The organism is Streptomyces sp. NPDC055025 (assembly GCF_053608565.1).
Genome location: NZ_JBSGVS010000044.1, coordinates 61,751 through 82,588, shown reverse-complemented (window position 1 = coordinate 82,588; position 20,838 = coordinate 61,751). Strand labels below are relative to the sequence as shown.

Sequence of the window (20,838 nt, the reverse complement as noted above, 5' to 3'; positions counted from 1 at the left end):
ATCCCGGCCCCGGGGTCCCGGGGCGCCCCGCGTCGCGTCGGCCGGTCCCGGGGCGGGGCGGGGCGGGGCGTCATTCCGCGAAGGCCTCGCAGACCGCGTCGTACTCCCTCGTCCACCACACCGCGAGCGCCGACACCGCCGCGAACAGCGGGTCGGCCCGCCGGTCGTCGAGCTGATAGCGCCAGCGCAGCACCCAGAAGTCGTTGAGCCGCTCCCACCACACCCGGTGGACGGCGGCGGCCAGTTCGGAGGCGGCGGCTCCGGCCGCGCGGCGGTAGGCGCGCGCGTAGGCACGTACCTTCGGCAGCTCCAGTTCGCCCGTCGGCCGTACGAAGAAGATCGCCGCGGCCCTTACGGCCTCCTCGGCCCGTGGCTGTACGCCGAGCCGGTCCCAGTCGACGATCGCGGCCGGCTCCTCGCCCCGGTAGAGCACATTCAGCGGATGGAAGTCGCCGTGCACCCAGCCCGTGGCCGGTTCGGCTCCCGGGCGCGGACGGCGGTGGGCATGGCGTTCCAGCAGGTCGCGGCGTTCCACGAGACGGTGCTCGGCGAGGGCGTCGAAGGTGTCCCGGGGGGTACGGCCACGGGCCAGCGCCAGCAGTTCGTCGATCAGCTCGAAGGTGTCGGCGGGGTCCGGGCTGTCGTAGAGGCTGTCGTACGCGAGCGGCGCCGGGTCCGGCTCCATCACCCGCTCCAGACAGGTGTGCACACGGCCGAGGAGCCCGCCGAGGTGCCGTGATTCGTCGGTCGTGAGCTGGGTGCCGTCGCGATGGCGCCCCTCGACCCAGGGGTGCAGGGCGTAGCAGCGGCCCTTGATGACCGAGACGGTGTCGCCGTCGGCGTTCTCGACGGGCGGCGCGACGGGCACGCCGAGCGCCTGGAGCCGCTGGGTGGCGCGGTGCTGGCGGGTGATGGCCGGGTGATCGCCGTCGAGATGGTGCTTGAGGAAGTAGGAGCCGTGTGTGGTGCGGACCCGGTAGCCGTGGTTGAGCAGCCCTTGGGCGACGGGTTCGCAGGACAGCGGCTCGCCCGTGTTCCGGTAGCGGCGGAGCAGCGTACGGACGGGGGGAGCGGTGTCCCCGGCGCGGGCGCCCGGGATCGCGGGAGCCTGAGGTAACGCGGGGCTTACGGGGATTGCCGGGGGTGCGTGGACGCCGGGGCTTAACGGCACTGCGGGGCTTACAGGCACTGCGGGACTTACGGGGCTAACGGGCACTGCGGGGCTTACGGGGATTGCGGGAACAGGGCTTGCGTGGCTGGCACGAGCGGCAACGGGCTGAGGGATGACAACGGTCGCAGCAGGCGCAGCGATTTCATATGAGCGCGGCACTTGTCAGATGTTAGATCACGCAGCGTGTTGGCTCTGTCGCTCTCGGGAGTAGTCGAGCGTATGTACGGTGACAAACTGCGGTACAAGCCGCATATACACCGGATCGAACGGTTCTCCGTCCACCCGGTGCGGGCCCCCGCCGAACAGTTCCAGCTCCGGAGCCGTCGGCTGGATGATCTCGGCCGTGCCGGTGAACTGCACCGACCAGCGGTCCGGCTCGTCGCTGCTGAAGTTGTCCGCGCCGTACGCCACCACTCCGCCGCCGCAGGCCCGGTGGTAGCCGTGACCGGCGTGCATACGCAGCAGGACCGAGCCGCCCGTCACCACATGGCGAGCGGGGGCCACGAACGGCATGGCCCGCATACTCGTCGCGACGCGTCCGTACGACACGCGGTTGAGCAGCTCTATGGCGCGGATTTCCTCGGTGGACATGTTGTCCACTCTCCGTCACGGAACCGCCTCGTCAACAGAGGACGCGGCCCTTCAACCGAGGGACGTTGGTCCCGGTTGGGACAGGGTCCGACGAGGTAACCCCGACCGGCCGGGCGGCCCCGTCGCCCCGTCGTACGGCCGGCCCCGTCGACTCGCCGGCGCTGTTCCGCTCAATTCTTCTCGGCCTGGAGGCGCGCCACATACGCCGCCGCCTGCGACCGCCGCTCCATCCCCAGCTTGGAGAGCAGGCTGGAGACATAGTTCTTGATCGTCTTCTCGGCGAGATGCAGCCGCTCCCCGATCGCGCGGTTCGTCATGCCCTCGCCTATCAGGTCCAGGATCCTGCGTTCCTGGTCGGTGAGCGAGGCCAGCTTGTCGTCGCCCTTGGGGCCGCTGCCGCTGCGCAGCCGCTCCAGCACCCGGGCCGTGGCCACCGGGTCGAGCAGCGAGCGCCCCGCCGCCACGTCCCGTACGGCCGTCAGCAGCTCGTTCCCGCGTATCGCCTTGAGCACATAACCCGAGGCCCCGGCCATGATCGCGTCGAAGAGCGCCTCGTCGTCGGCGAACGAGGTGAGCATCAGACACTTGATGCTCTCGTCCCGCGAACGGACCTCGCGGCAGACCTCCACCCCGCTGCCGTCCGGCAGCCGTACGTCCAGCACGGCCACATCCGGGCGCGTCGCCGGGATCCTGGCCATGGCGTCCGCCGCCGTGCCCGCTTCCCCTACGACCTCTATGTCGTCCTCGACGGAGAGAAGTTCGTAGACCCCCCGGCGGACGACTTCATGGTCATCAACGAGAAATACCGTGATTTTTCCTTCTTGGTGCACAGAATTCAGTCTCACACACTCACCCCTTCCCTGCCGCAGATCAGCGGGATAACGTGCCGTTGTTCCGGCGGCCTGCGAGGCTGTGACCAGTGGTTGTTCCAGACTTTGTCGATTTACTTGGAAATCCAAGCAAAATTGCAGGTCAGATGGGGTTTCGCAGTAATGCGGCCCACTGGGTAACGTGCCTGTGACAGAGCGCTCGCCGGGGCACCTGTCACGCCTGTCCCGACCGCGTCGCACCCACCCCGTGCCCGTGGCGGGTCCAGGCGAGCCGCACTGGTTCCCGGCGGATCCCGGGGGCCGGACAGACGGAGGAGCACGCACGTGACCGTGGAGAGCACTGCCGCGCGCAAACCGCGACGCAGCAGCGGCACCAAGCGCGCCAGCGCGAAGAGGACGCCGCAGCCACAGAGTTCCGAGCCCCCGCTCGTACAGCTGCTCAGCCCCGAGGGCGAGCGGGTCGAGCACCCGGACTACCAGATCGACCTGACCCCGGACGAGCTGCGCGGGCTGTACCGGGACATGGTCCTGACCCGCCGTTTCGACGCGGAGGCCACGGCGCTCCAGCGCCAGGGCGAGCTGGGACTGTGGGCATCACTGCTGGGCCAGGAGGCCGCGCAGATCGGGTCGGGCCGCGCGCTGCGCGACGACGACTATGTCTTCCCGACCTACCGTGAGCACGGTGTCGCCTGGTGCCGGGGGGTCGACCCCACCAATCTGCTGGGCATGTTCCGCGGTGTGAACCACGGCGGCTGGGACCCCAGTACCAACAATTTCCATCTCTACACGATCGTGATCGGCTCGCAGACGCTGCACGCCACGGGCTATGCCATGGGCGTCGCCAAGGACGGCGCGGACTCCGCCGTGATCGCGTACTTCGGGGACGGCGCCTCCAGCCAGGGCGATGTCGCCGAGTCGTTCACCTTCTCCGCGGTCTACAACGCGCCGGTCGTGTTCTTCTGCCAGAACAACCAGTGGGCGATCTCCGAGCCGACCGAGAAGCAGACCCGCGTGCCGCTCTACCAGCGCGCGCAGGGTTACGGCTTCCCGGGCGTCCGGGTCGACGGCAACGACGTACTCGCGTGTCTGGCCGTGACCCGCTCCGCGCTGGAGCGGGCCCGCCGGGGCGAGGGGCCCACGCTGGTCGAGGCCTTCACGTACCGCATGGGCGCGCACACCACCTCCGACGACCCGACCAAGTACCGCGCGGACGAGGAGCGCGAGGCCTGGGAGGCCAAGGACCCGATCCTGCGGCTGCGCCGGTATCTGGAGGGGGAGGGCCAGGCGGACGAGGCGTTCTTCACGGCCCTGGACGAGGAGAGCGAGACGCTCGGGAAGCGGGTAAGAGAAGCGGTACGGGCGATGCCCGACCCGGATCCCATGGCGATCTTCGACAACGTCTACGCCGACGGGCACACGCTGGTCGACGAGGAGCGTGCGCAGTTCGCCGCGTACCAGGCGTCGTTCGTGGACGCCGACCCGGCGGCCGACGCCGCGATCGCCGCGGCGGGTGTCACAGGTGCTACGGGTGCTACGGGTGCCGCAGGTGTCACGGGTGTCGCGGGTGTTCGAGAAGGGGGTCGCTGATCATGGCCGTACAGAAGCTTCCGATCGCCAAGGCGATCAACGAGTCGCTCCGCAAAGCCCTCGACACCGACCCCAAGGTCCTCATCATGGGCGAGGACGTCGGCAAGCTCGGCGGTGTCTTCCGGGTCACGGACGGGCTCCAGAAGGACTTCGGCGAGGGCCGGGTCATCGACACCCCGCTCGCCGAGTCGGGCATCGTCGGCACGGCCATCGGTCTGGCGCTGCGCGGTTACCGCCCGGTGGTGGAGATCCAGTTCGACGGTTTCGTGTTCCCCGCGTACGACCAGATCGTCACGCAGCTCGCGAAGATGCACGCCCGCGCGCTGGGCAAGATCAAGCTGCCCGTGGTGATCCGTATCCCGTACGGGGGCGGCATCGGTGCGGTCGAGCACCACAGTGAGTCGCCCGAGGCGCTGTTCGCGCATGTGGCGGGTCTGAAGATCGTCTCGCCGTCCACGGCGTCGGACGCGTACTGGATGATGCAGCAGGCCATCCAGACCGATGATCCGGTGATCTTCTTCGAGCCGAAGCGGCGCTACTGGGACAAGGGCGAGGTCAACACCGAGGCCATCCCGGGTCCGCTGCACGGGGCGCGGGTGGCGCGTGAGGGCTCGGATCTCACGCTCGCGGCGTACGGTCCGATGGTGAAGGTCTGCCTCGAAGCCGCCGCGGCGGCCGAGGAGGAGGGCAAGTCGCTGGAGATCGTCGATCTCCGCTCGATGTCCCCGATCGACTTCGACACGATCCAGACGTCGGTGGAGAAGACGCGCCGGCTGGTCGTGGTGCACGAGGCGCCCGTCTTCTACGGCTCGGGAGCGGAGATCGCCGCCCGGATCACGGAGCGGTGCTTCTACCATCTTGAAGCACCGGTGCTGCGGGTCGGCGGCTATCACGCGCCGTATCCGCCGGCCCGGCTGGAGGACGAGTACCTCCCGGGCCTGGACCGGGTGCTCGACGCCGTCGACCGCTCGCTCGCGTACTGAGGAGTGCCGTGACCATGACTGCTGATACTTCCACCGGCTCCACGGCTCGCTACCGCGAGTTCAGGATGCCCGATGTGGGCGAGGGCCTGACCGAGGCCGAGATCCTCAAGTGGTACGTACAGCCGGGCGACGCGGTGACCGACGGCCAGGTGGTGTGCGAGGTCGAGACGGCGAAGGCGGCCGTCGAACTGCCCATTCCGTACGACGGGGTGGTGCACGAGCTGCGTTTCGAGGAGGGCACGACGGTCGATGTCGGCGTGTCCATCATCACGGTGGACGTGGCGCCGGGGAGCGGTGAGCCCGCTCCGGCGGCGGCGCCCGAGCCGTCGCCGCCCGCGGCTGTGACGGCTGCCCCGGCCGCGACGGCCGCTTCGGCCGCCGCGGGGCCGACGGGCCGTCAGCCGGTGCTGGTCGGCTACGGAGTGGCCGAGTCGTCGACGAAGCGCCGCCCGCGCAGGGGTGCTTCCGTGCCGGGGCAGACCACGGGAGGCGCGGCCGCCGCGGCGGTCCAGGCGGAGCTGAACGGCCGTGCGACACCGGTCGTGGGCGCGCCCGCCGCCGGACGGCCGCTGGCCAAACCGCCCGTGCGCAAGCTCGCCAAGGATCTCGGAGTGGATCTGGCGACGGTCACGCCGTCGGGCCAGGACGGGATCATCACCCGCGAGGACGTGTACGCGGCGATCGCCCCGACGGAGCTGGTGGGCGAACCGCCGGCGCCGACGGCCCCGGCCGTGGCACCGGCGCCAACGGCTGTGGCACCGGCCGTACCGGCACCCGTGGCACCGGCCGGCACCGGCCGGGAGACCCGTATCCCCATCAAGGGGGTACGGAAGGCCACGGCGGCGGCCATGGTGGGCAGCGCGTTCACCGCGCCGCATGTCACGGAGTTCGTCACCGTCGACGTGACCCGCACGATGAAGCTGGTCGAGGAGCTGAAGTCCGACAAGGACATGGCGGGCCTGCGGGTCAATCCGCTGCTCCTCATCGCCAAGGCGCTGCTGGTCGCCATCAGGCGCAACCCCGAGGTCAACGCCGCCTGGGACGAGGCCAACCAGGAGATCGTGGTCAAGCACTACGTCAACCTGGGTATCGCGGCCGCCACCCCGCGCGGACTGATCGTGCCGAACATCAAGGACGCGCACGACAAGACCCTGCCCCAACTGGCCTCGGCGCTGGGCGAACTGGTCTCCACGGCCCGTGAGGGCAGGACCACGCCGGCGGCCATGCAGGGCGGCACGGTGACCATCACCAATGTCGGCGTCTTCGGCGTCGACACGGGCACGCCCATCCTCAACCCGGGCGAGTCCGCGATCCTGGCGATCGGCGCGATCAAGCTCCAGCCCTGGGTCCACAAGGGCAAGGTCAAACCCCGCCAGGTCACCACCCTGGCGCTCTCCTTCGACCACCGCCTGATCGACGGCGAACTGGGCTCCAGGTTCCTCGCGGACACGGCGGCGATCCTGGAACAGCCGAAGCGCCTGATCACCTGGGCCTGACCCACCCGCCCACCCCGCAACACCACCGTCCGGCCCCGAAACCCACACCACGGGTTCCGGGGCCGGACGCGCGTGCAGTACGGGCCCCGGCCACAGCCTCGTAAGCCGCGTATGCACGGGGACCTCTGGAGGGACCAGGCAGCCTGTCGAGCCGGCCCAGCTCCGGAACTCGCCCGAAGGGCTCCCGGCTAACGGCCTACGAGAACCTCGCCCAGCCGCGTACGGGCCGCACCGGAGAGTGTGTGGTGCAGGGCTTCGGCCCGGGATTGGACCAGTCCGCCTCGGTACGCCTCCGGCAGTCGCCGCCAGACGTCCACGGCCATGTCGGCTGCCGCCGTGGAGTCTCCGTCCGCTTGGAGGCAGGTCGCGGTGTCCATGGCAAGCAGGGCGCGGGTCATGACGGACTGGGAGCGGCTGAGGGCCAGGGAGGCTTCCTGCTCGGTGTATGCCTCAAGTGTCCTGCCCATGAGGGTGAACGCCTGGGAGAGATGGACGTGGTGCTTCTGCTGGGGATAGCCGAACCAGGTATCGGCCGATTGCGCGGTGTCGAGGTTCTCGGCGATGCCGCGCGCGTCGGCCACGGCCCGGAGCGCCGCCATGTGGTCACCAGTGGCGGCGAGTGCTCGCGCGGAGACCGCGGCGGCCAGCGCGGCGGCGGCGGTCGGCGTCCGGCCGGCTTCGACACGGGCCCGGGTGGCCAGCGCGGCGGCGGCATCTGGCGCCCCATAGTTGAGGGGGACCATCGCGTGCCGGGCCAGGACCCAGGCGAGCATGTGACGGTCGCCGGACTCGCGGGCCGCTCGTGCGGCGGTGGTGAACCAGCCGTGCGAGTCACGCTGGTCGCCCCGGTCGTGCTGGATGATCGCGACCAGGCCAGTGATTCCGGCCGTAGTACGGGCCAGTGCCGCGCGGGCGTCGGCAGGGTGAGGGCGGCCGAGGACCTCGCGCAGGAGATTCAGGTCGTCGCGCATTCGTGCGAGCACAGCGCTCGGCGGACGCCCCTGGTAGCCACTCCGATGGCGTTCGAACGCCTCATTGAGGTAGGCGAGATCACCGGCGTCGGAACCGGACAGCCCGACGTCGATGCCTCGACGTGTTTCCGCTATACCGGGCAGAGCGACGCTCCCTGTCGCCAGCCCCGCCGCGCCCAGAAACTTCCTTCGGTTCACCGCCGTACCCTCCTCTCCCTCACCGCCGGCCGCCCGGCGCTCAAGCCTGCGTCGGCGCCTGGAAGCCGCTACCGCCCGGACGATCTCTTCCACCGGCCGCCCGTATCCGTCTGCCAGCAGTTGGTGCCACCTCGGGACGGGCAGACGCCGTTCGGTCTCCCAGCGTTTCAAGTTCTCCGGGTCGAACCACTTGCCGTCCTGGGCCTTCTGCAAGACCAAGGCCTGTTCCTCGCGGGTGAGATCTGCCGCCTCGCGAAGTCCTCTCAGCATGGCGCCGATGCCATCTGGTGCCATCATGCCCGCCCCCCAAGCGTCCGACCGTCCACTGTCTGATCCTGGCACCCCCGGGCGGCCCCGCACGGAAAACGCACCCGCTCGCGGCACCAGAGATGGCGTATCGGGGGCGAGTTGACTGTGCACGTGCATGTGGGCGATCGGACGACATCGCATTCTTCCCACCGTGCGATACCCCCATGCTCCGCGTCTCCGGCTGCTCCGTGTCTCCGGCCCGACCGGTCCTCGGACGGCCCCTTCCGCAGTCTTGTTCTGGAGAGAGGAATCACCATGAACGACGGGACCTGTACGGAAACCAGCGGCGAGGACGAGCTGCTGCCGGTGGAACTCGGCGATGTCGTCGAGCTGACCGAAGGCCAAGGCCGTGGGCAGAGCGAGGACAAACGCCGCGCCTACAACTGCTGACGTCCCTGGGTGCCCGGCCTCGGGAACCCGGTGCCGGGCACCGTACTCAACGTGCCCCCCAGGGAGACTTCATGACTTTCGGTGGTTTCAGCAGAACCGGGGACGACTGCCTTCGGCCTGAGGGTGCCGTGCCCATCAGTGCCGGATCCTCCGTCTGGAGGCTCGGCGACGCCCCGGCTCGTTCTGTCGTGGCACGCGGCGGGTACCGGCGTGTTCTGCTTCTGGGCTGGTGCGGTGCCACGCCCGTCGATCTGCGCCGCCTGGCCGATACCGCGCTGCCGGCCGATATCGCCTGGCGGTGGCCCGGTGCGTACACAGTCGTCGAAGAGACCCCGGCCGGGCTGGTGCTGCACACGGATCCCGCCGCCGCTCTGCCCCTCTACGCGGCCGCCTGGCGGGACGGTTGGGTCTGGTCCACCTCCGCCCGGGTGCTCGCCCGTCTCATCTCGGCGCCTGTGGACACCCGGCGGCTCGTCTGCTCCATCCTCACGCCGTCGGTACCGACGGTGGCAGGCCTGCGTACTTTCTTCGACGGTGTGGAGCAGCTGACACCGGGCAGCCGGATCGAACTGCCCGTCGACGGCGGCAGCCCGCGGTGCACTGTCCGATGGCGTCCTGATCCTGTTCCCGGCCGGCCGCACCATCGGCTGCGAGAAGTTCTGTCGGCGGCGGTGACCCTGCGGACGGAAGCCGGCCACGACGTGTCCTGTGACCTGTCCGGTGGCCTGGACTCCACCACGGTCGCGGTCCTCGCCGCGACATCCCTGCCGGGCGAGCGCCGCCTCGACGCCGTCACCGTCCATCCCGAAGGTGACGAGAGCGGAGCGGATCTCCACTACGCCCGGCTGGCGTCCGCCGCGTATCCGGACCGCATCGCCCACCATCTCCTCCCGCTGTCCGCCGAGCATCTGCCCTACACCCGGATCACCGCCGTACCGGCCACCGACGAACCCGCCCCCTCAACCCTCACCCATGCCCGGCTGACGGGTCAGTTCCGCTGGATGCGCCGGCGTCTCGGCAGCCGGACCCATCTGACCGGCGACGGCGGTGACAGCGTCCTGTTCCAGCCGCCCGCCCACCTTGCCGATCTCGTGCGCCACGGCGAATGGCCCCGGGCGGTGCGTGAGGCCTTCGGCTGGGCCCGTCTACGCCACTGCCCGGTCGCACCGCTCCTGCGCGATGCCGCGGCCATGGCCCGGATCAGCCGCCGGGATGCCCTGACCGATCTCGCCGTATCACTCGCCGATCTCGCCGACACCCCGGCCTTCCAGGTCCGGCCCACCGGCGACCGCGGCGATGTCCGCTGGTTCACGCTCCTGCCGATGCCCGACTGGGCCGAGCCCGCGGCCCTGCGGCTTCTGGCCGACGCTGCCGGCGGGGCGGCCGGCATTGCTGACACAGAAGACACCCTGACCGGTCTGGACGCCGCGGTCCGGATCCTCGTGGACGAGGTGCGCGAGGTCGCCCGTACCGCCGTCTCCGATGTCGGGCTTGCCGCCACCTGCGGCATCGAACTGCACAATCCCTTTCTCGACCCGCGCGTGATGGACACGGTTCTGCGGACCCCGATCGAACACCGTCCGCCTGTCCACGGATACAAACCGCTCCTCGGCCGTGCGATGCGGCACCTGCTGCCGCCTGCGGTCGCCGGCCGTACCACGAAGGGCAGCTTCGACGCCGACCACTACGCAGGACTGCGCGTCAATCTGCCCGAACTCCTCGATCTTGCGGACGGTCACCTCGCCCACCTCGGGCTCATCGACCCGGGCCGGCTGCGCCGGCGTCTGCGTGAGGCCGCCGCGGGCATCCCGATGCCGCTGGCGACGCTCGAACAGGCGCTGAGCGCCGAAGCGTGGCTACGTGCGCACCACGAGAACCCCGGACCGGTATGGAGCGATACGCCGACGAGGAGCACGCATGACTGATCTGCCCTGCTTCGCCACCTCCCCGAACCATGTCCGTGCCGTGGATTTCGGTCATGTCCTGGTCCTCATCGACTACCGAACCGGTCGCGCCCGGTGTCTCCTGCCCGCCGCCACAGTCCTGTGGCGGAGCGCCGCCCACACCGGACGCCTGGATGCCATGGCTCCCGCGCTGGCCGCACGGCTGCTCGCCGACGGTCTGCTGGTGCCCGCGCCGGGTCCGACGCCATGGCCCGCCCCGGTCACTGCCCGCTCCGCTCCTGCGAGTTGGGGAAGTGCCGAACACCCGGCCGGAATCAGCCGTCCTCCGCGTACTCCCCATCGGTCGGGCGTCGCCGCGGCTACCGCTTTGGCGTCCGTCCTCGCCGTCAGGAGGGCGGGACCCGCGGCGACGGCCATGCACCGCGTCACGGCAACGCTCGCGGCGGCCGCGTCGATCTGCCACCGCGCCGCCACCACTGCCCAGGTGAACACGACGGTCCTCGACGTTCGGCACATCGGCTGGTACTCCCCGGGCCGTACCGCCTGCTTGGAGGAGTCCGCAGCCGTCGTCCTGCTGCTGGCCTCACGTCGGCTCGCTGTCACGTGGTGCCATGGCGTCGCGCCCGACCCCGTACGTCTGCACGCCTGGGTACAGACTGTGGACGGTATTCCTGTCGGCGAACCGCGCTCGACGTTCGCCTGTACGCCCGTTCTCACCATCGGAGGCCGTCATCAGCGCCAGCCCTGACCCGATCCTGTGGATCGGCAACGAGATCTGTGCACTCGGCCCCTACCGTGCCGACCTGGTCGAGACCTACTGGCGCTGGGAGCAGGACCCGGCTCTTCTCGTCGGTTACGGACGCCAAGGACCCGAGTCCCTGGAAGCCCGTACCGAGGGCATGGTTCATCAACTCCGCGGTGACAACATCCGGTTCACCGTCTACGACCTGACGTCCGGGAGCCCGGTCCCGTCGGGTGTCACCACGCTCCTGCCCGATCACGCCGTACGGACCGCCGAATACGTGATCATGCTGGCTCCCGAGGCGCGGGGACATGGTCTCGGCACCCTGGCGACCCGGCTCACCCTCGACTACGCCTTCCACATCACCAATCTCCGGATGGTCTGGCTCAAGGTCCTCGCCCCGAACACGGCGGGTGTCCGCGCCTACCGGAAGGCCGGCTTCCGCACGGCGGGAACGCTCCGCGAGGCCGGATACTGGCTCGGGCAGGTCTGCGACGAGATCATCATGGACGCCCTCGCGAAGGACTGGGGCGGCCCCTCGGTCATCGTGCCGCTGCTGCCCGAGTAGTCCCGTTCGCGGGTGTCGGGCCGTTCGCGGCCGGGACCGGGTCGGCGTGGTGGTGTCATTTCTTGCGGATCGCTGCCGCCAGGGCCGGGGAGTGGTAGGCCGTCGAGCGGCCCGAGAGCCAGGACTCCAGGTCGGGGGGCTGGGGGCGGGCGCCGCCCAGGAGGTAGAGGACGACCAGGAGCAGCGCGCCGGTCACCGTGATCGCCAGCATGATCGTCACGGTGAGATGGAAGCCCCGCGCGAGCCCGGTCGTCAGGGCGGCGTGCAGCAGGACGGGGCCGACCAGGAACGCCGCCTCCGAGCGGAGCAGTTCGACCAGGGCGAAGGTCGGGCCGATCTGGGCCGACGGTACGGAGAAGCCCGCCAGGAACAGCCCCGGCGTCACGCCCGCGCCCGCGCCGAAGCCCAGGAAGAGCGCGGCGACGGGGACGACGGCCGACGCGTTCGAGGTGGACGCGGCCAGCAGCACGGCGGCGCCGATGGCCACGCCGACCGTCCCCGACAGCGCCAGATACGGTGTCCAGCGGGTCGCCACCAGCCGCCGGAACAGCACCGCCGCGACGAACACCCCGACGATCTGCGGCGTGACGAGCATGCCGACGCGCAGCGGCGAGTAGCGCGCCTCGTCGGTCAGATAGGCCTCGGTCAGCTCCAGCAGAGTGGTGAAGCACGCCCCGACGAGCATCGCGTTGAGCGTCCCGACGACCGGCAGCGTATTGCTGATGGGCCGTACCGGCATCAGCGGAGTGGCCTTCCTGTACTGACCCCCCACCAGAAAGAGCCCGCAGATCAGTCCGCAGACGACCGGCAGATAGAACGCGGGGTCACCGAACGAGCCCCGCGTCAGCCAGGAGACCCCGAAGAACGGCAGCGCCGTGGTGCCGAACGCCAGCGGAATGGCCAGCCAGTCGAACCGTGCCCGGCGCGCAGGCGGCTCATTGACCTCGAACGACAGAGCGCCCACGGTCAGTCCGACCGCCGCCAGCGCGGCGAGCCCCGCGAACAGCGGCCGCCAGCCGCCCAGGCTGCCGACCAGCCCGCCCACCAGCGGCCCGAAGGCCACCATCCCGAACAGGCCGAGGCTGACCACGGCCGCCGTCGTGGCCAGTCTCCCGATCGGGTGACCCGTGACCAGCGGTGGCAGCGCGCAGACCAGCAGCATCCCCGTACAGAGCCCCTGGAGGATCACCCCGGTCGCGAACAGCCCGATCCCCGGGGCGCTGAGCGCCAGCACGGAACTCGCCACGAAGCCGGCCTCGCAGACGAGATAGACATGCCGGCGCGCCACCCGCTGTACGAGATCCGCGGCGGCCACCGCGCCGAACGCGTACGCCGCGTTGGACATACCGCTGGTGAGCTGCAACTCGAACCGTGTCGCGCCGAGGTCCCGCAGGAGCCGCGGTCCGATCAGGGTCGTGGCCGTGGTGAGGATCAGAAACGGGCTCAGCGCCAGCAGCACGAGGGCGACGGCGGCGGGATAGCGCCCGGCCAGCGGGACCCGGTCGAACAGATGCGGTGGGGATGGGCTGGACCGCAAGGACGCCTCCGGGGCCGGGGTGGTGAGGGCCGCGAACCCGGTCGGACCCGGGCACCGGCGCCGGGCCGTCCCTGTCCCGTCTCTTGTGCCGTCCCTGGGGTGCGACGCCGTCCTCGTGGCGGGACGCTGTCCTCGTGGCGCGAGGCCCGAGGTCTCGCGACGCCCGGGGTCCCCCGGGCCGCCGCCTCAGCGTACGGCCGTACGCTCCGCCGCCCGGACTGACACGCCCGCCCCCGCGTGGTCCGCACCGCTGCCCCCGGCGTGGTCCGTACCGCGCCCGCCTGCGCGGTTACGCGACCGTCGTGTGCGCGGTCACCCCCGTGAGCCGTTCCGACTCGGCCCACAGCCGCGCGTTGGCCGCGGTGTCCAGTGCCCTGCGGGTCGTACGGGCCGTCGTCGTGGGGCCGACCAGTCCGAACCGTCGGCTCGGACCGTAATAGCCGCCCGCCACCGCGTCGGCGCTGGTCGCGGCGTACAGCAGCGGTTCCGTCCCCTGTTCCGGCGCCTGCGACGGCAGGAAGTCGAGGGCCGACAGCAGGCCCTGCCCGCGCGACGGCTTGTCGCGGCCGAGGCTCGGGCCCGTCGTCTGGAGATTGGTGAGGGTGTAGCCCGGGTGCGCCCCGGTGCTCAGCAGCGGCCAGCCGCGCTCGGCGGCGATCACGGCGAGCTGCTGGGTGAGCATCAGATCCGCGAGCTTGGACTGCGCGTAGGAGAGGTTGGGGCTGTAGCGGCGGCGCTCCCACTGGAGGTCGTCGAAGTGGATCCGCCCGTAGTTGGCCGTGCCGCTGCTCATGGTGGCCACGCGCGGCGCCGGGGCGGTGAGCAGCAGCGGCAGCAGCCGTACGGTCAGCGCGAAGGGGCCGAGATAGTTGGTGCCCATCTGGAGTTCGAAGCCGTCGGCCGTCGTCATCCGGGTGGGCGGCGCCATCACCCCCGCGTTGTTGACCAGCAGGTCGAGCGGTGTGCCGTCGGCGATGAGCCCGTCCGCGAACTCCTTCACCGAGGCCAGGTCCGCAAGATCGATCCGGCGCACTTCGAGCTGGGCGTGCGGGTGCTCGGCGAGGATCTCGGCGCGGGCCTGCTCGCCCTTGGCGACGGTACGTACGCCCATGACGACCCGCGCACCGGCGGCGCCGAGACGGCGTACGGCTTCCTTGCCGGTGCCGCTGTTGGCGCCGGTGACGACGGTGAGCTTCCCGGTCTGGTCGGGGACGACATACATGGTGGCTCCAGGGTGAGGTCAGGTGAGGTCAGGTCAGGCGAGGGGATGTGGGGAGGACCGGGGCCGGGTCGGGGCTCCGAGTAGACCGGCGGTCTGTTGTCAGCGAAGCTATCAGACCGCTGGTCCGATAACAACAGACCGGGGGTCTGTAGTCTGGGGTCATGACCATGCCCTTCCAGCGCGCCCGCAGTGACGAGCAGCGCGCCGCGCGCAGACAGGCGATCCTCGACACGGCGACCGCGATGCTCGGCGAGATGTCCGTGGCGCAGGTGAGTCTCAATGAGCTGAGCCGGCGCGTCTGCCTCGCCAAATCCAATGTGCTGCGCTACTTCGAGTCCCGGGAGGCCGTGCTGCTCGAACTGCTTGACGTCGCCTCGCGCGAATGGCTGGAGCACCTGGACGGCGCGCTCCCCGCCCTGGTCGACGCCGCCGCCCCGCTCCCCGGGCGCGCCGACCGGCTCGCCGCCGCGCTCGCGACCTCGCTGGCGGACCGTCCCGTCCTCTGCGACCTGGTCAGCGCGCAGGCCGCGGTGCTCGAACGCAATGTCTCCCCGCAGGTCGCCGCGGAGTACAAGCGCGCCGCGCTCACGAACATCGGTGTCCTGGTCCGGATCCTCCGCGCCCATCTGCCCGAACTGGGCGAGCCCGACGCGGTGCGGTTCGGCGGCGCGGTCATGCTGACGACCGGCGCGGTATGGACGCACACCCAGCCCTCGGCGGCGATGCTGGCGGCGTACGAGGCCGACCCGTCGCTCGCGACCATGCGGTTCGACTTCACCGAGACGCTGCGCGAGATGTTCGAGGTGCTGCTCACGGGCCTGCTGGTACGCGCCTCACGCTGACCCGCCGACGGTGACATCGACCGCCGCGCCGCGCCGCGGTTCGCTCACGTCGGCGTGAGGGCCGGCACGAGGGCCGACGTGGGCGTAAGCGTGAGGGCCGCGCCGGAGTGCTGCTTCCGTGACGCGGCCCTCGTCCCCCCGGACGCGCGAGATCAGTCGCGCTGCGCGTCCGCCGGGAGCGTACGCAGCTTCATCGTCTTCGCCGTCGACGAGCCGAAGCCGTAGTCGAGCAGCTTGGCGGCGTCCTTGTAACGGTCCGCGCCGTTCAGGACGACGCCGACGAGGGTCTTGCTCCCGCGCGTGGCGGCGAACACCAGGCAGGGGCCCGCGGCGGTGCCGGTGCCGGTCTTGATGCCGATGGCGCCCTTGTAGGAGCCGAGCAGCTTGTTGGTGTTGTACCAGGTGTACGTGCGCTTGCCGCCCGTGCTGGTCGGCGCGGTGCTCTTGTACGAGGTGGCCTTGACGACCGCGCGGAAGTTCGCGTTCTTCATGGCGTACTGCGCGATCTTCGCGAGGTCGCGCGGGGTGGTGTAGTTCTTCCCGCTCTGCGAGATGCCGTCGAACGAGTCGAACTTGGTGTTCTTGAGCTTGAGCGAGGTGGCCTTCGCGTTCATCTTCGCGATGAACGACTTGGTGCGCGCGGCGGTCGTCGAGCCGGTGCCGAAGGTGTCGGCGAGCGCGTACGCGGCGTCGCAGCCGGAGGGCAGCATCGTCCCGTACAGCAGCTGGCGCACGGTGACCTTGTCGCCGGTGCGCAGATCCGCCGTGCTGGCGCCCTGCTTGGTGACGTAGTCGCGGTAGGCCTTCTTGACGGTCACCTTGCGGTTGAGGTCGACGCCCTTGGTGGTGAGCACCACCGCGGCCGTCATGATCTTCGTCGTGCTCGCCATCTGGCGCCGGGTGTCGGCGGCCTTGCCGTAGACCGTGGCGCCGGTCGCGTTGTTGAGCACGAACCCGCCCTTGCCACCGATGGACGGGGCGGCGGCGGCCTGCGCGGGCGCGGCCAGGGACGAGACGGACAGCAGCGCGCCGGCGGTGAGTGTGACCGTGACCACAGCGGCTCTGCGTGCGCCCAGGAGGGTGGACATCAAAAGAAACGCTCCGAATCCGCGAATGCGTTGAAATGCGCCAGAACGGGACCGCTTGGAGAGAAGAGCCCCGTCTTGAGACTCACGAACACCCCGAATGGATGCACGCGAATGCCATCGAACGCGCCGCCGGACGCGCCCCTTTCGCCCCGTCCGCATCCCGGACGCGCCTGCCCGTGCGTTCCTGTTGTATCTAAGCTGTGCGCATGCCTTCCGCCGCTGCCGCTCCCGCCGTTCCCGTGAAGCGACCGCCCGCCGCAGACCGTGTCTACAGCCATATCAAGGAAGCCGTACTCGACCGCCGTTACGAAGGCGGCACCCTGCTGACGGAAGGGGAGCTGGCCGAGGCCGTCGGGGTGTCCCGGACGCCGGTGCGCGAGGCTCTTCTCAAGCTGGAGGTCGAGGGGCTGATCAAGCTCTACCCCAAGAAGGGCGCCCTCGTGCTCGCCGTCTCGGCGCAGGAGATCGCCGATGTCGTCGAAACCCGCCTGCTGGTCGAGGAGTTCGCCGTACGGAAGGCCGTGCCGGCCTCCGCGCGGCTGATCGAGCGGCTGGAGGAGCTGCTCGACGAGCAGCGGCAGCGCGCCGTGGACGGGGATCTCGCCGCCGTCGCCGCCACCGACCGCTGCTTCCACGCCGAGATCGTGCGGCACGCGGGGAACCAGATCCTCTCCCGGCTCTACGACCAGCTCAGGGACCGGCAGCTGCGGATGGGCGTCGCCGTGATGGAGGCGCACCCCGACCGTATCGCCAAGAACATCACCGAACACGCGGACATGCTCGACGCCATCAGGACCGGTGACGCCGACGGCGCCGCCGCCTGTCTGCGCCGTCACATCAGCCGGGTCCAGGTGCTGGTCAGGGGTGAGGCACGGTGAGCGCTACCGCGGGCTCCCCCGCCCTCACGCTTCCGGGAGACCCGCCCGGCGGCCGTCGCGCCGCCTGGGTCTGGGGCATCGGCGTCGCCGTCTACTTCGTCGCCGTCATCTTCCGTACCAGTCTGGGCGTGGCCGGCCTCGACGCCGCCGACCGCTTCGACGTCAACGCCTCCGCGCTCGCGACGTTCTCCATACTCCAGCTTCTCGTCTACGCGGGCATGCAGATACCCGTCGGCCTGATGGTCGACCGGCTCGGCACCAAGAAGGTGCTGACCATCGGCGTGGTGCTGTTCACCGTCGGACAGCTCGGCTTCGCGCTCGCCCCCTCGTACGGCACGGCCCTCGCCGCCCGCGCCCTGCTCGGCTGCGGTGACGCGATGACGTTCATCAGCGTGCTGCGCCTCGGCACCCGCTGGTTCCCGGCCCGGCGCGGGCCGATGATCGGACAGGTCGCCGCGCTCTTCGGCATGGCGGGCAATCTCGTCTCCACCGTCTTCATCTCCCGCACCCTGCACGGTCTCGGCTGGACCACCACCTTCGCGGGCAGCGCGCTGGCGGGTGTGCTCGTCCTCGTCCTGCTGCTGCTCTTCCTCAAGGACCACCCGGAGGGCCATGAGCCGCCCCCGGCCGAGCACGCGGGCGCCGCCTACGTACGGAAGCAGATCGCCGAGTCATGGCGTGAGCCCGGCACCCGGCTGGGGCTGTGGGTGCACTTCACCACGCAGTTCCCGGCGATGATGTTCCTGCTGCTGTGGGGCATGCCGTTCCTGGTCGAGGCACAGGGACTGTCCCGGGCCGTCGCGGGTGAGCTGCTCACCCTCGTCGTTCTCTCCAACATGGCCGTGGGCCTGGTGTACGGGCAGGTCATCGCCCGCCACCACCGGGCCAGGGCCCCGCTGGTCCTCGGTACGGTCGGGGCGACGGCGCTGTTCTGGGCCACGACGATCGCGTACCCCGGCGACCACGCCCCGACCGGTCTGCTGATCACGCTCTGCGTGGTCCTCGGCGCGTGCGGACCCGCGTCGATGATCGGCTTCGACTTCGCCCGGCCCGCGAACCCGCCGGAGCGTCAGGGCACGGCCTCCGGAATCGTCAACATGGGCGGTTTCGTTGCCTCGATGACGACGCTCTTCGCGGTCGGCGTCCTGCTGGACGCGACCGACGGGAACTTCCGGATCGCGTTCTCGTCCGTCTTCGTCCTCGAAACGCTCGGGATCGTACAGATCCTGCGGCTGCGGGCGCGGACGGCCCGGCGGGAGCGGGAACGACTGGTGGCGAGCCGGGTGGAGGCCGTGCACGTACCGGCGTGAGGGCGGCGGGTACGTACGGCGTGCGGGCCGGTACGTACGGCGAGGGCCGGCGGACGCGGCCCGCCTCACGGCGATCGGTGCCCGGTGTCCCGGCGAAGGGTCCCGGGTCCGGAGTCCGGAGTCCGGTGCCGGTACGGCGGCGGCGCCGCGACGCGTCCGACGCCCAGTCGCGCCCGACACGCCCAGCAGCCCACCGCGACCCGAGGCGCCAACGCCCCGGCGGGTCACCGCCTCACCGCCTCAACGCCCCTGTGCCCCAGTGCCTCAACGGGTCACCGCGTCACCGCGTCAACGCGTCACCGCGAACTCGCGCAGGATCGCCGTCGCCAGTTCGTCATCGCCGTCGATCTTGATCCGGTCCGCGACCGCCGAGGCCCGCACCCGGCCGCACGCCAGCCGGAAGTACGTCTCCCAGTCCATCGCCAGCGTCACCAGCGGGCCGAGCGAGGGCGAGCCGTCGATCGAACCGCGGCCGTCCGCGTTCACCCGGACCGTGCGCAGGAACTCCACCGGACCGCTCACATCGATGACGACCGCCGAGTTCGGCGGCGCGCCCGCGTCCTTGGCGACCACCTTCGGCAGCGCGGCGAGCAGTGCGTCCCGGGCGATCAGCGCGCCGGGCGAGTCGAGATTGCCGGGCTTGTTGAGCGTCGTCCGCAGATCCTGCTCATGCACCCAGACGTCGAACGCCCGGCCCCGCCAGGCCGTTTCGAGGGTCTGCTCCTTGCCGAGGGGCGCCCGGACCATGGTGTCGGGGGAGCGGGTCTCGTTCCGGATCTGCCGGTTGCGGCGGATGATCGTGTACTCCAGCTCGGAGGTCATCTCCGGCGCGGTGTGGTGCCGCCGCACATCGACCTGCATCTCCATGTAGCGGGCGAACTCGCTCTGCACATGGTAGAGATCACGCGGCAGCGAGTGGATCGGCCGCGGGTCCCCGAGCAACTCGTTCTCCATGCCGATGACATGCGAGACGATGTCCCGTACGGACCAGCCGGGACACGGCGTGCGCCAACTCCACTCGCCCTCGACGAGCGGCTGCACCAGCTCGGATATGGCCTCGATGGAGTGGGTCCAGGCATCGGCGTAGTTTTGAAGGCTGGGATGTACGGTCACGGGACCCCTCGGCGGTTCTGCGGTACGCGGGCTGGCTTGCTGGGCTGGCTGCGGGCTGCGTGGGAGGTTCGGCAGCTAAGTTACGCTGCCCGATGGCACCCCGGCAGTGCTTTCGTGTGACGATCGTAGGCCCGTGTTGACGGCTCGAATGCCAGGACGGTGGTACTGTGCGCGCCTCGCTCATCCAGATCGCAGTAGATCCGTACGAATCGGTCGACTCGCGCAGACAGCGCGTCGCGGCCCTGGTACGCCAGCAGCGGGGCACCGCTGACCTGGTGGTCCTTCCCGAACTGTGGCCGGTCGGCGCCTTCGCGTACGAGTCCTTCGAGCGGGAGGCGGAGCCGGTGGACGGACCCACCTTCCAGGCGATGTCGAAGGCGGCGAGCGACGCGGGGGTCTGGCTGCACGCCGGCTCCTTCGTGGAACGGGACGCCGGGGGCGCGCTCTACAACACCTCGCTCGTGCTCTCCCCCGCCGGTGAGCCGGTCCGTACGTACCGCAAGATCCACCGCTTCGGCTTCGACAAGGGCGAGGCGACGCTGATGAGCGCGGGCGGGGAACTGGTCACCGTGCCGCTCACGCTCCCCGCCGGCGGACAGGACGGGCGTGACGGCGGCGGTGGACAGGGCGCGGAGGAGACCACGCTCGGCCTGGCCACCTGCTACGACCTGCGCTTTCCCGAGCTGTTCCGGGGGCTGGTCGACGCGGGCGCGCGGCTGCTCGTCATCCCGGCCGGCTGGCCGGCCCGGCGCCGCGAGCACTGGACGCTGCTGGCGCGGGCGCGGGCGGTGGAGAACCAGTCGTACGTCCTGGCCTGCGCCACCGCCGGGACCCACGCGGGGGTGGAGCAGTCGGGGCACAGCATCGTCGTGGACCCCTGGGGCGAGGTGCTGGCGGAGGCGGGCGCGGACGAGGAGATCCTGACGGCCGACCTCGATCTGACGCGCGTGGCGACGACACGCGAACAGTTCCCGGCCCTCAAGGACCGCCGCCTGGGCCTGACGCCCCCGCCCCGCGTCCGCGCCTGACACGGACCCGCGCCTGACACGGCCCGGACCGCACGCGTGGTCCGGGCCGGTCAGTCCGTCCGCTCGCTCGCTCGCAGGCG

At 70.6% G+C, this 20,838-nt stretch carries 18 protein-coding genes and 1 pseudogene; 11 read left to right on the top strand and 8 right to left on the bottom strand.

Annotated features, from left to right (window positions below):
• Window positions 1-70: 70 nt before the first annotated feature.
• The 3 genes from ACWGDX_RS25845 to ACWGDX_RS25835 form a co-directional block, all read right to left on the bottom strand.
• Complete coding sequence (locus ACWGDX_RS25845; RefSeq protein WP_453629212.1) at window positions 71-1,099, bottom strand: phosphotransferase; 1,029 nt, start codon at window positions 1,097-1,099, stop codon at window positions 71-73.
• Between the two features lie 246 nt (window positions 1,100-1,345).
• Window positions 1,346-1,762 carry a pyridoxamine 5'-phosphate oxidase family protein gene (locus ACWGDX_RS25840; protein ID WP_453629199.1) on the bottom strand — a complete coding sequence of 139 codons (417 nt, stop codon included), beginning with the start codon at window positions 1,760-1,762 and terminating at the stop codon, window positions 1,346-1,348.
• Window positions 1,763-1,932: 170 nt separating this feature from the next.
• Window positions 1,933-2,592 (bottom strand): response regulator transcription factor, encoded by a 660-nt coding sequence (locus tag ACWGDX_RS25835; RefSeq protein ID WP_365902330.1) that lies wholly within the window; start codon window positions 2,590-2,592, stop codon window positions 1,933-1,935.
• A 324-nt stretch (window positions 2,593-2,916) separates the two neighbouring features.
• Here ACWGDX_RS25835 and pdhA point away from each other — a divergent pair.
• The 3 genes and pseudogenes from pdhA to ACWGDX_RS25820 all read left to right on the top strand — a co-directional run.
• Window positions 2,917-4,068: pseudogene (gene pdhA / locus ACWGDX_RS25830) on the top strand (pyruvate dehydrogenase (acetyl-transferring) E1 component subunit alpha); the annotation flags it as partial.
• A 113-nt stretch (window positions 4,069-4,181) separates the two neighbouring features.
• Complete coding sequence (locus tag ACWGDX_RS25825) at window positions 4,182-5,162, top strand: alpha-ketoacid dehydrogenase subunit beta (RefSeq protein WP_363079018.1); 981 nt, start codon at window positions 4,182-4,184, stop codon at window positions 5,160-5,162.
• 14 nt (window positions 5,163-5,176) lie between these two features.
• On the top strand, window positions 5,177-6,658 hold the full coding sequence (locus ACWGDX_RS25820) for a dihydrolipoamide acetyltransferase family protein (RefSeq protein ID WP_453629197.1): 1,482 nt from the start codon (window positions 5,177-5,179) through the stop codon (window positions 6,656-6,658).
• Window positions 6,659-6,846: 188 nt separating this feature from the next.
• Here ACWGDX_RS25820 and ACWGDX_RS25815 read toward each other — a convergent pair whose 3' ends face one another.
• Entirely contained in the window at window positions 6,847-8,046 is a 1,200-nt protein-coding gene (locus tag ACWGDX_RS25815) for a twin-arginine translocation signal domain-containing protein (protein WP_453629195.1), read from the bottom strand.
• Between the two features lie 345 nt (window positions 8,047-8,391).
• Here ACWGDX_RS25815 and ACWGDX_RS25810 point away from each other — a divergent pair, with 345 nt between their 5' ends.
• The 4 genes from ACWGDX_RS25810 to ACWGDX_RS25795 all read left to right on the top strand — a co-directional run bounded on the left by ACWGDX_RS25810 (window position 8,392) and on the right by ACWGDX_RS25795 (window position 11,740).
• A complete protein-coding gene (locus tag ACWGDX_RS25810) occupies window positions 8,392-8,526 on the top strand; it encodes an albusnodin family lasso peptide (RefSeq protein WP_453629193.1) in 135 nt (44 codons plus the stop codon).
• Between the two features lie 71 nt (window positions 8,527-8,597).
• Window positions 8,598-10,451, top strand: a complete 1,854-nt coding sequence (locus ACWGDX_RS25805) for an albusnodin/ikarugamycin family macrolactam cyclase (protein WP_453629191.1) — start codon at window positions 8,598-8,600, stop codon at window positions 10,449-10,451.
• Window positions 10,444-11,178 (top strand): lasso peptide biosynthesis B2 protein, encoded by a 735-nt coding sequence (locus ACWGDX_RS25800; RefSeq protein WP_453629189.1) that lies wholly within the window; start codon window positions 10,444-10,446, stop codon window positions 11,176-11,178. Before ACWGDX_RS25805 ends, ACWGDX_RS25800 begins: the two co-directional genes overlap by 8 nt.
• 4 nt (window positions 11,179-11,182) lie before the next feature.
• Window positions 11,183-11,740, top strand: a complete 558-nt coding sequence (locus ACWGDX_RS25795; protein WP_453629210.1) for a GNAT family N-acetyltransferase — start codon at window positions 11,183-11,185, stop codon at window positions 11,738-11,740.
• Window positions 11,741-11,795: 55 nt separating this feature from the next.
• On the opposite strand, the gene ACWGDX_RS25790 is transcribed toward ACWGDX_RS25795, so the two are convergent.
• Together ACWGDX_RS25790 and ACWGDX_RS25785 are read right to left on the bottom strand one after the other, a co-directional pair.
• Window positions 11,796-13,277 (bottom strand): MFS transporter, encoded by a 1,482-nt coding sequence (locus tag ACWGDX_RS25790; RefSeq protein WP_453629187.1) that lies wholly within the window; start codon window positions 13,275-13,277, stop codon window positions 11,796-11,798.
• A gap of 289 nt (window positions 13,278-13,566) precedes the next feature.
• Window positions 13,567-14,499 carry an SDR family oxidoreductase gene (locus tag ACWGDX_RS25785; protein WP_453629185.1) on the bottom strand — a complete coding sequence of 311 codons (933 nt, stop codon included), beginning with the start codon at window positions 14,497-14,499 and terminating at the stop codon, window positions 13,567-13,569.
• 161 nt (window positions 14,500-14,660) lie between these two features.
• Here ACWGDX_RS25785 and ACWGDX_RS25780 point away from each other — a divergent pair, with 161 nt between their 5' ends.
• The gene (locus ACWGDX_RS25780; RefSeq protein WP_453629183.1) at window positions 14,661-15,341 is read left to right on the top strand and encodes a TetR/AcrR family transcriptional regulator; all 681 of its coding nucleotides are present in this window, start codon (window positions 14,661-14,663) and stop codon (window positions 15,339-15,341) included.
• A 152-nt stretch (window positions 15,342-15,493) separates the two neighbouring features.
• Here ACWGDX_RS25780 and ACWGDX_RS25775 read toward each other — a convergent pair whose 3' ends face one another.
• Window positions 15,494-16,429, bottom strand: a complete 936-nt coding sequence (locus ACWGDX_RS25775; RefSeq protein ID WP_365902212.1) for a D-alanyl-D-alanine carboxypeptidase family protein — start codon at window positions 16,427-16,429, stop codon at window positions 15,494-15,496.
• Window positions 16,430-16,635: 206 nt separating this feature from the next.
• On the opposite strand from ACWGDX_RS25775, the gene ACWGDX_RS25770 reads away from it, so the two are divergent.
• Together ACWGDX_RS25770 and ACWGDX_RS25765 are read left to right on the top strand one after the other, a co-directional pair.
• Window positions 16,636-17,307, top strand: coding sequence for a GntR family transcriptional regulator (locus tag ACWGDX_RS25770; RefSeq protein ID WP_453629181.1), 672 nt, complete (start codon window positions 16,636-16,638; stop codon window positions 17,305-17,307).
• Window positions 17,304-18,617, top strand: coding sequence for an MFS transporter (locus tag ACWGDX_RS25765; protein WP_453629179.1), 1,314 nt, complete (start codon window positions 17,304-17,306; stop codon window positions 18,615-18,617). Before ACWGDX_RS25770 ends, ACWGDX_RS25765 begins: the two co-directional genes overlap by 4 nt.
• Window positions 18,618-18,905: 288 nt before the next feature.
• On the opposite strand, the gene ACWGDX_RS25760 is transcribed toward ACWGDX_RS25765, so the two are convergent.
• The gene (locus tag ACWGDX_RS25760; RefSeq protein WP_453629177.1) at window positions 18,906-19,730 is read right to left on the bottom strand and encodes a maleylpyruvate isomerase family mycothiol-dependent enzyme; all 825 of its coding nucleotides are present in this window, start codon (window positions 19,728-19,730) and stop codon (window positions 18,906-18,908) included.
• 167 nt (window positions 19,731-19,897) lie between these two features.
• On the opposite strand from ACWGDX_RS25760, the gene ACWGDX_RS25755 reads away from it, so the two are divergent.
• Window positions 19,898-20,758 (top strand): carbon-nitrogen family hydrolase, encoded by an 861-nt coding sequence (locus ACWGDX_RS25755; RefSeq protein WP_453629175.1) that lies wholly within the window; start codon window positions 19,898-19,900, stop codon window positions 20,756-20,758.
• Window positions 20,759-20,838: the final 80 nt, after the last annotated feature.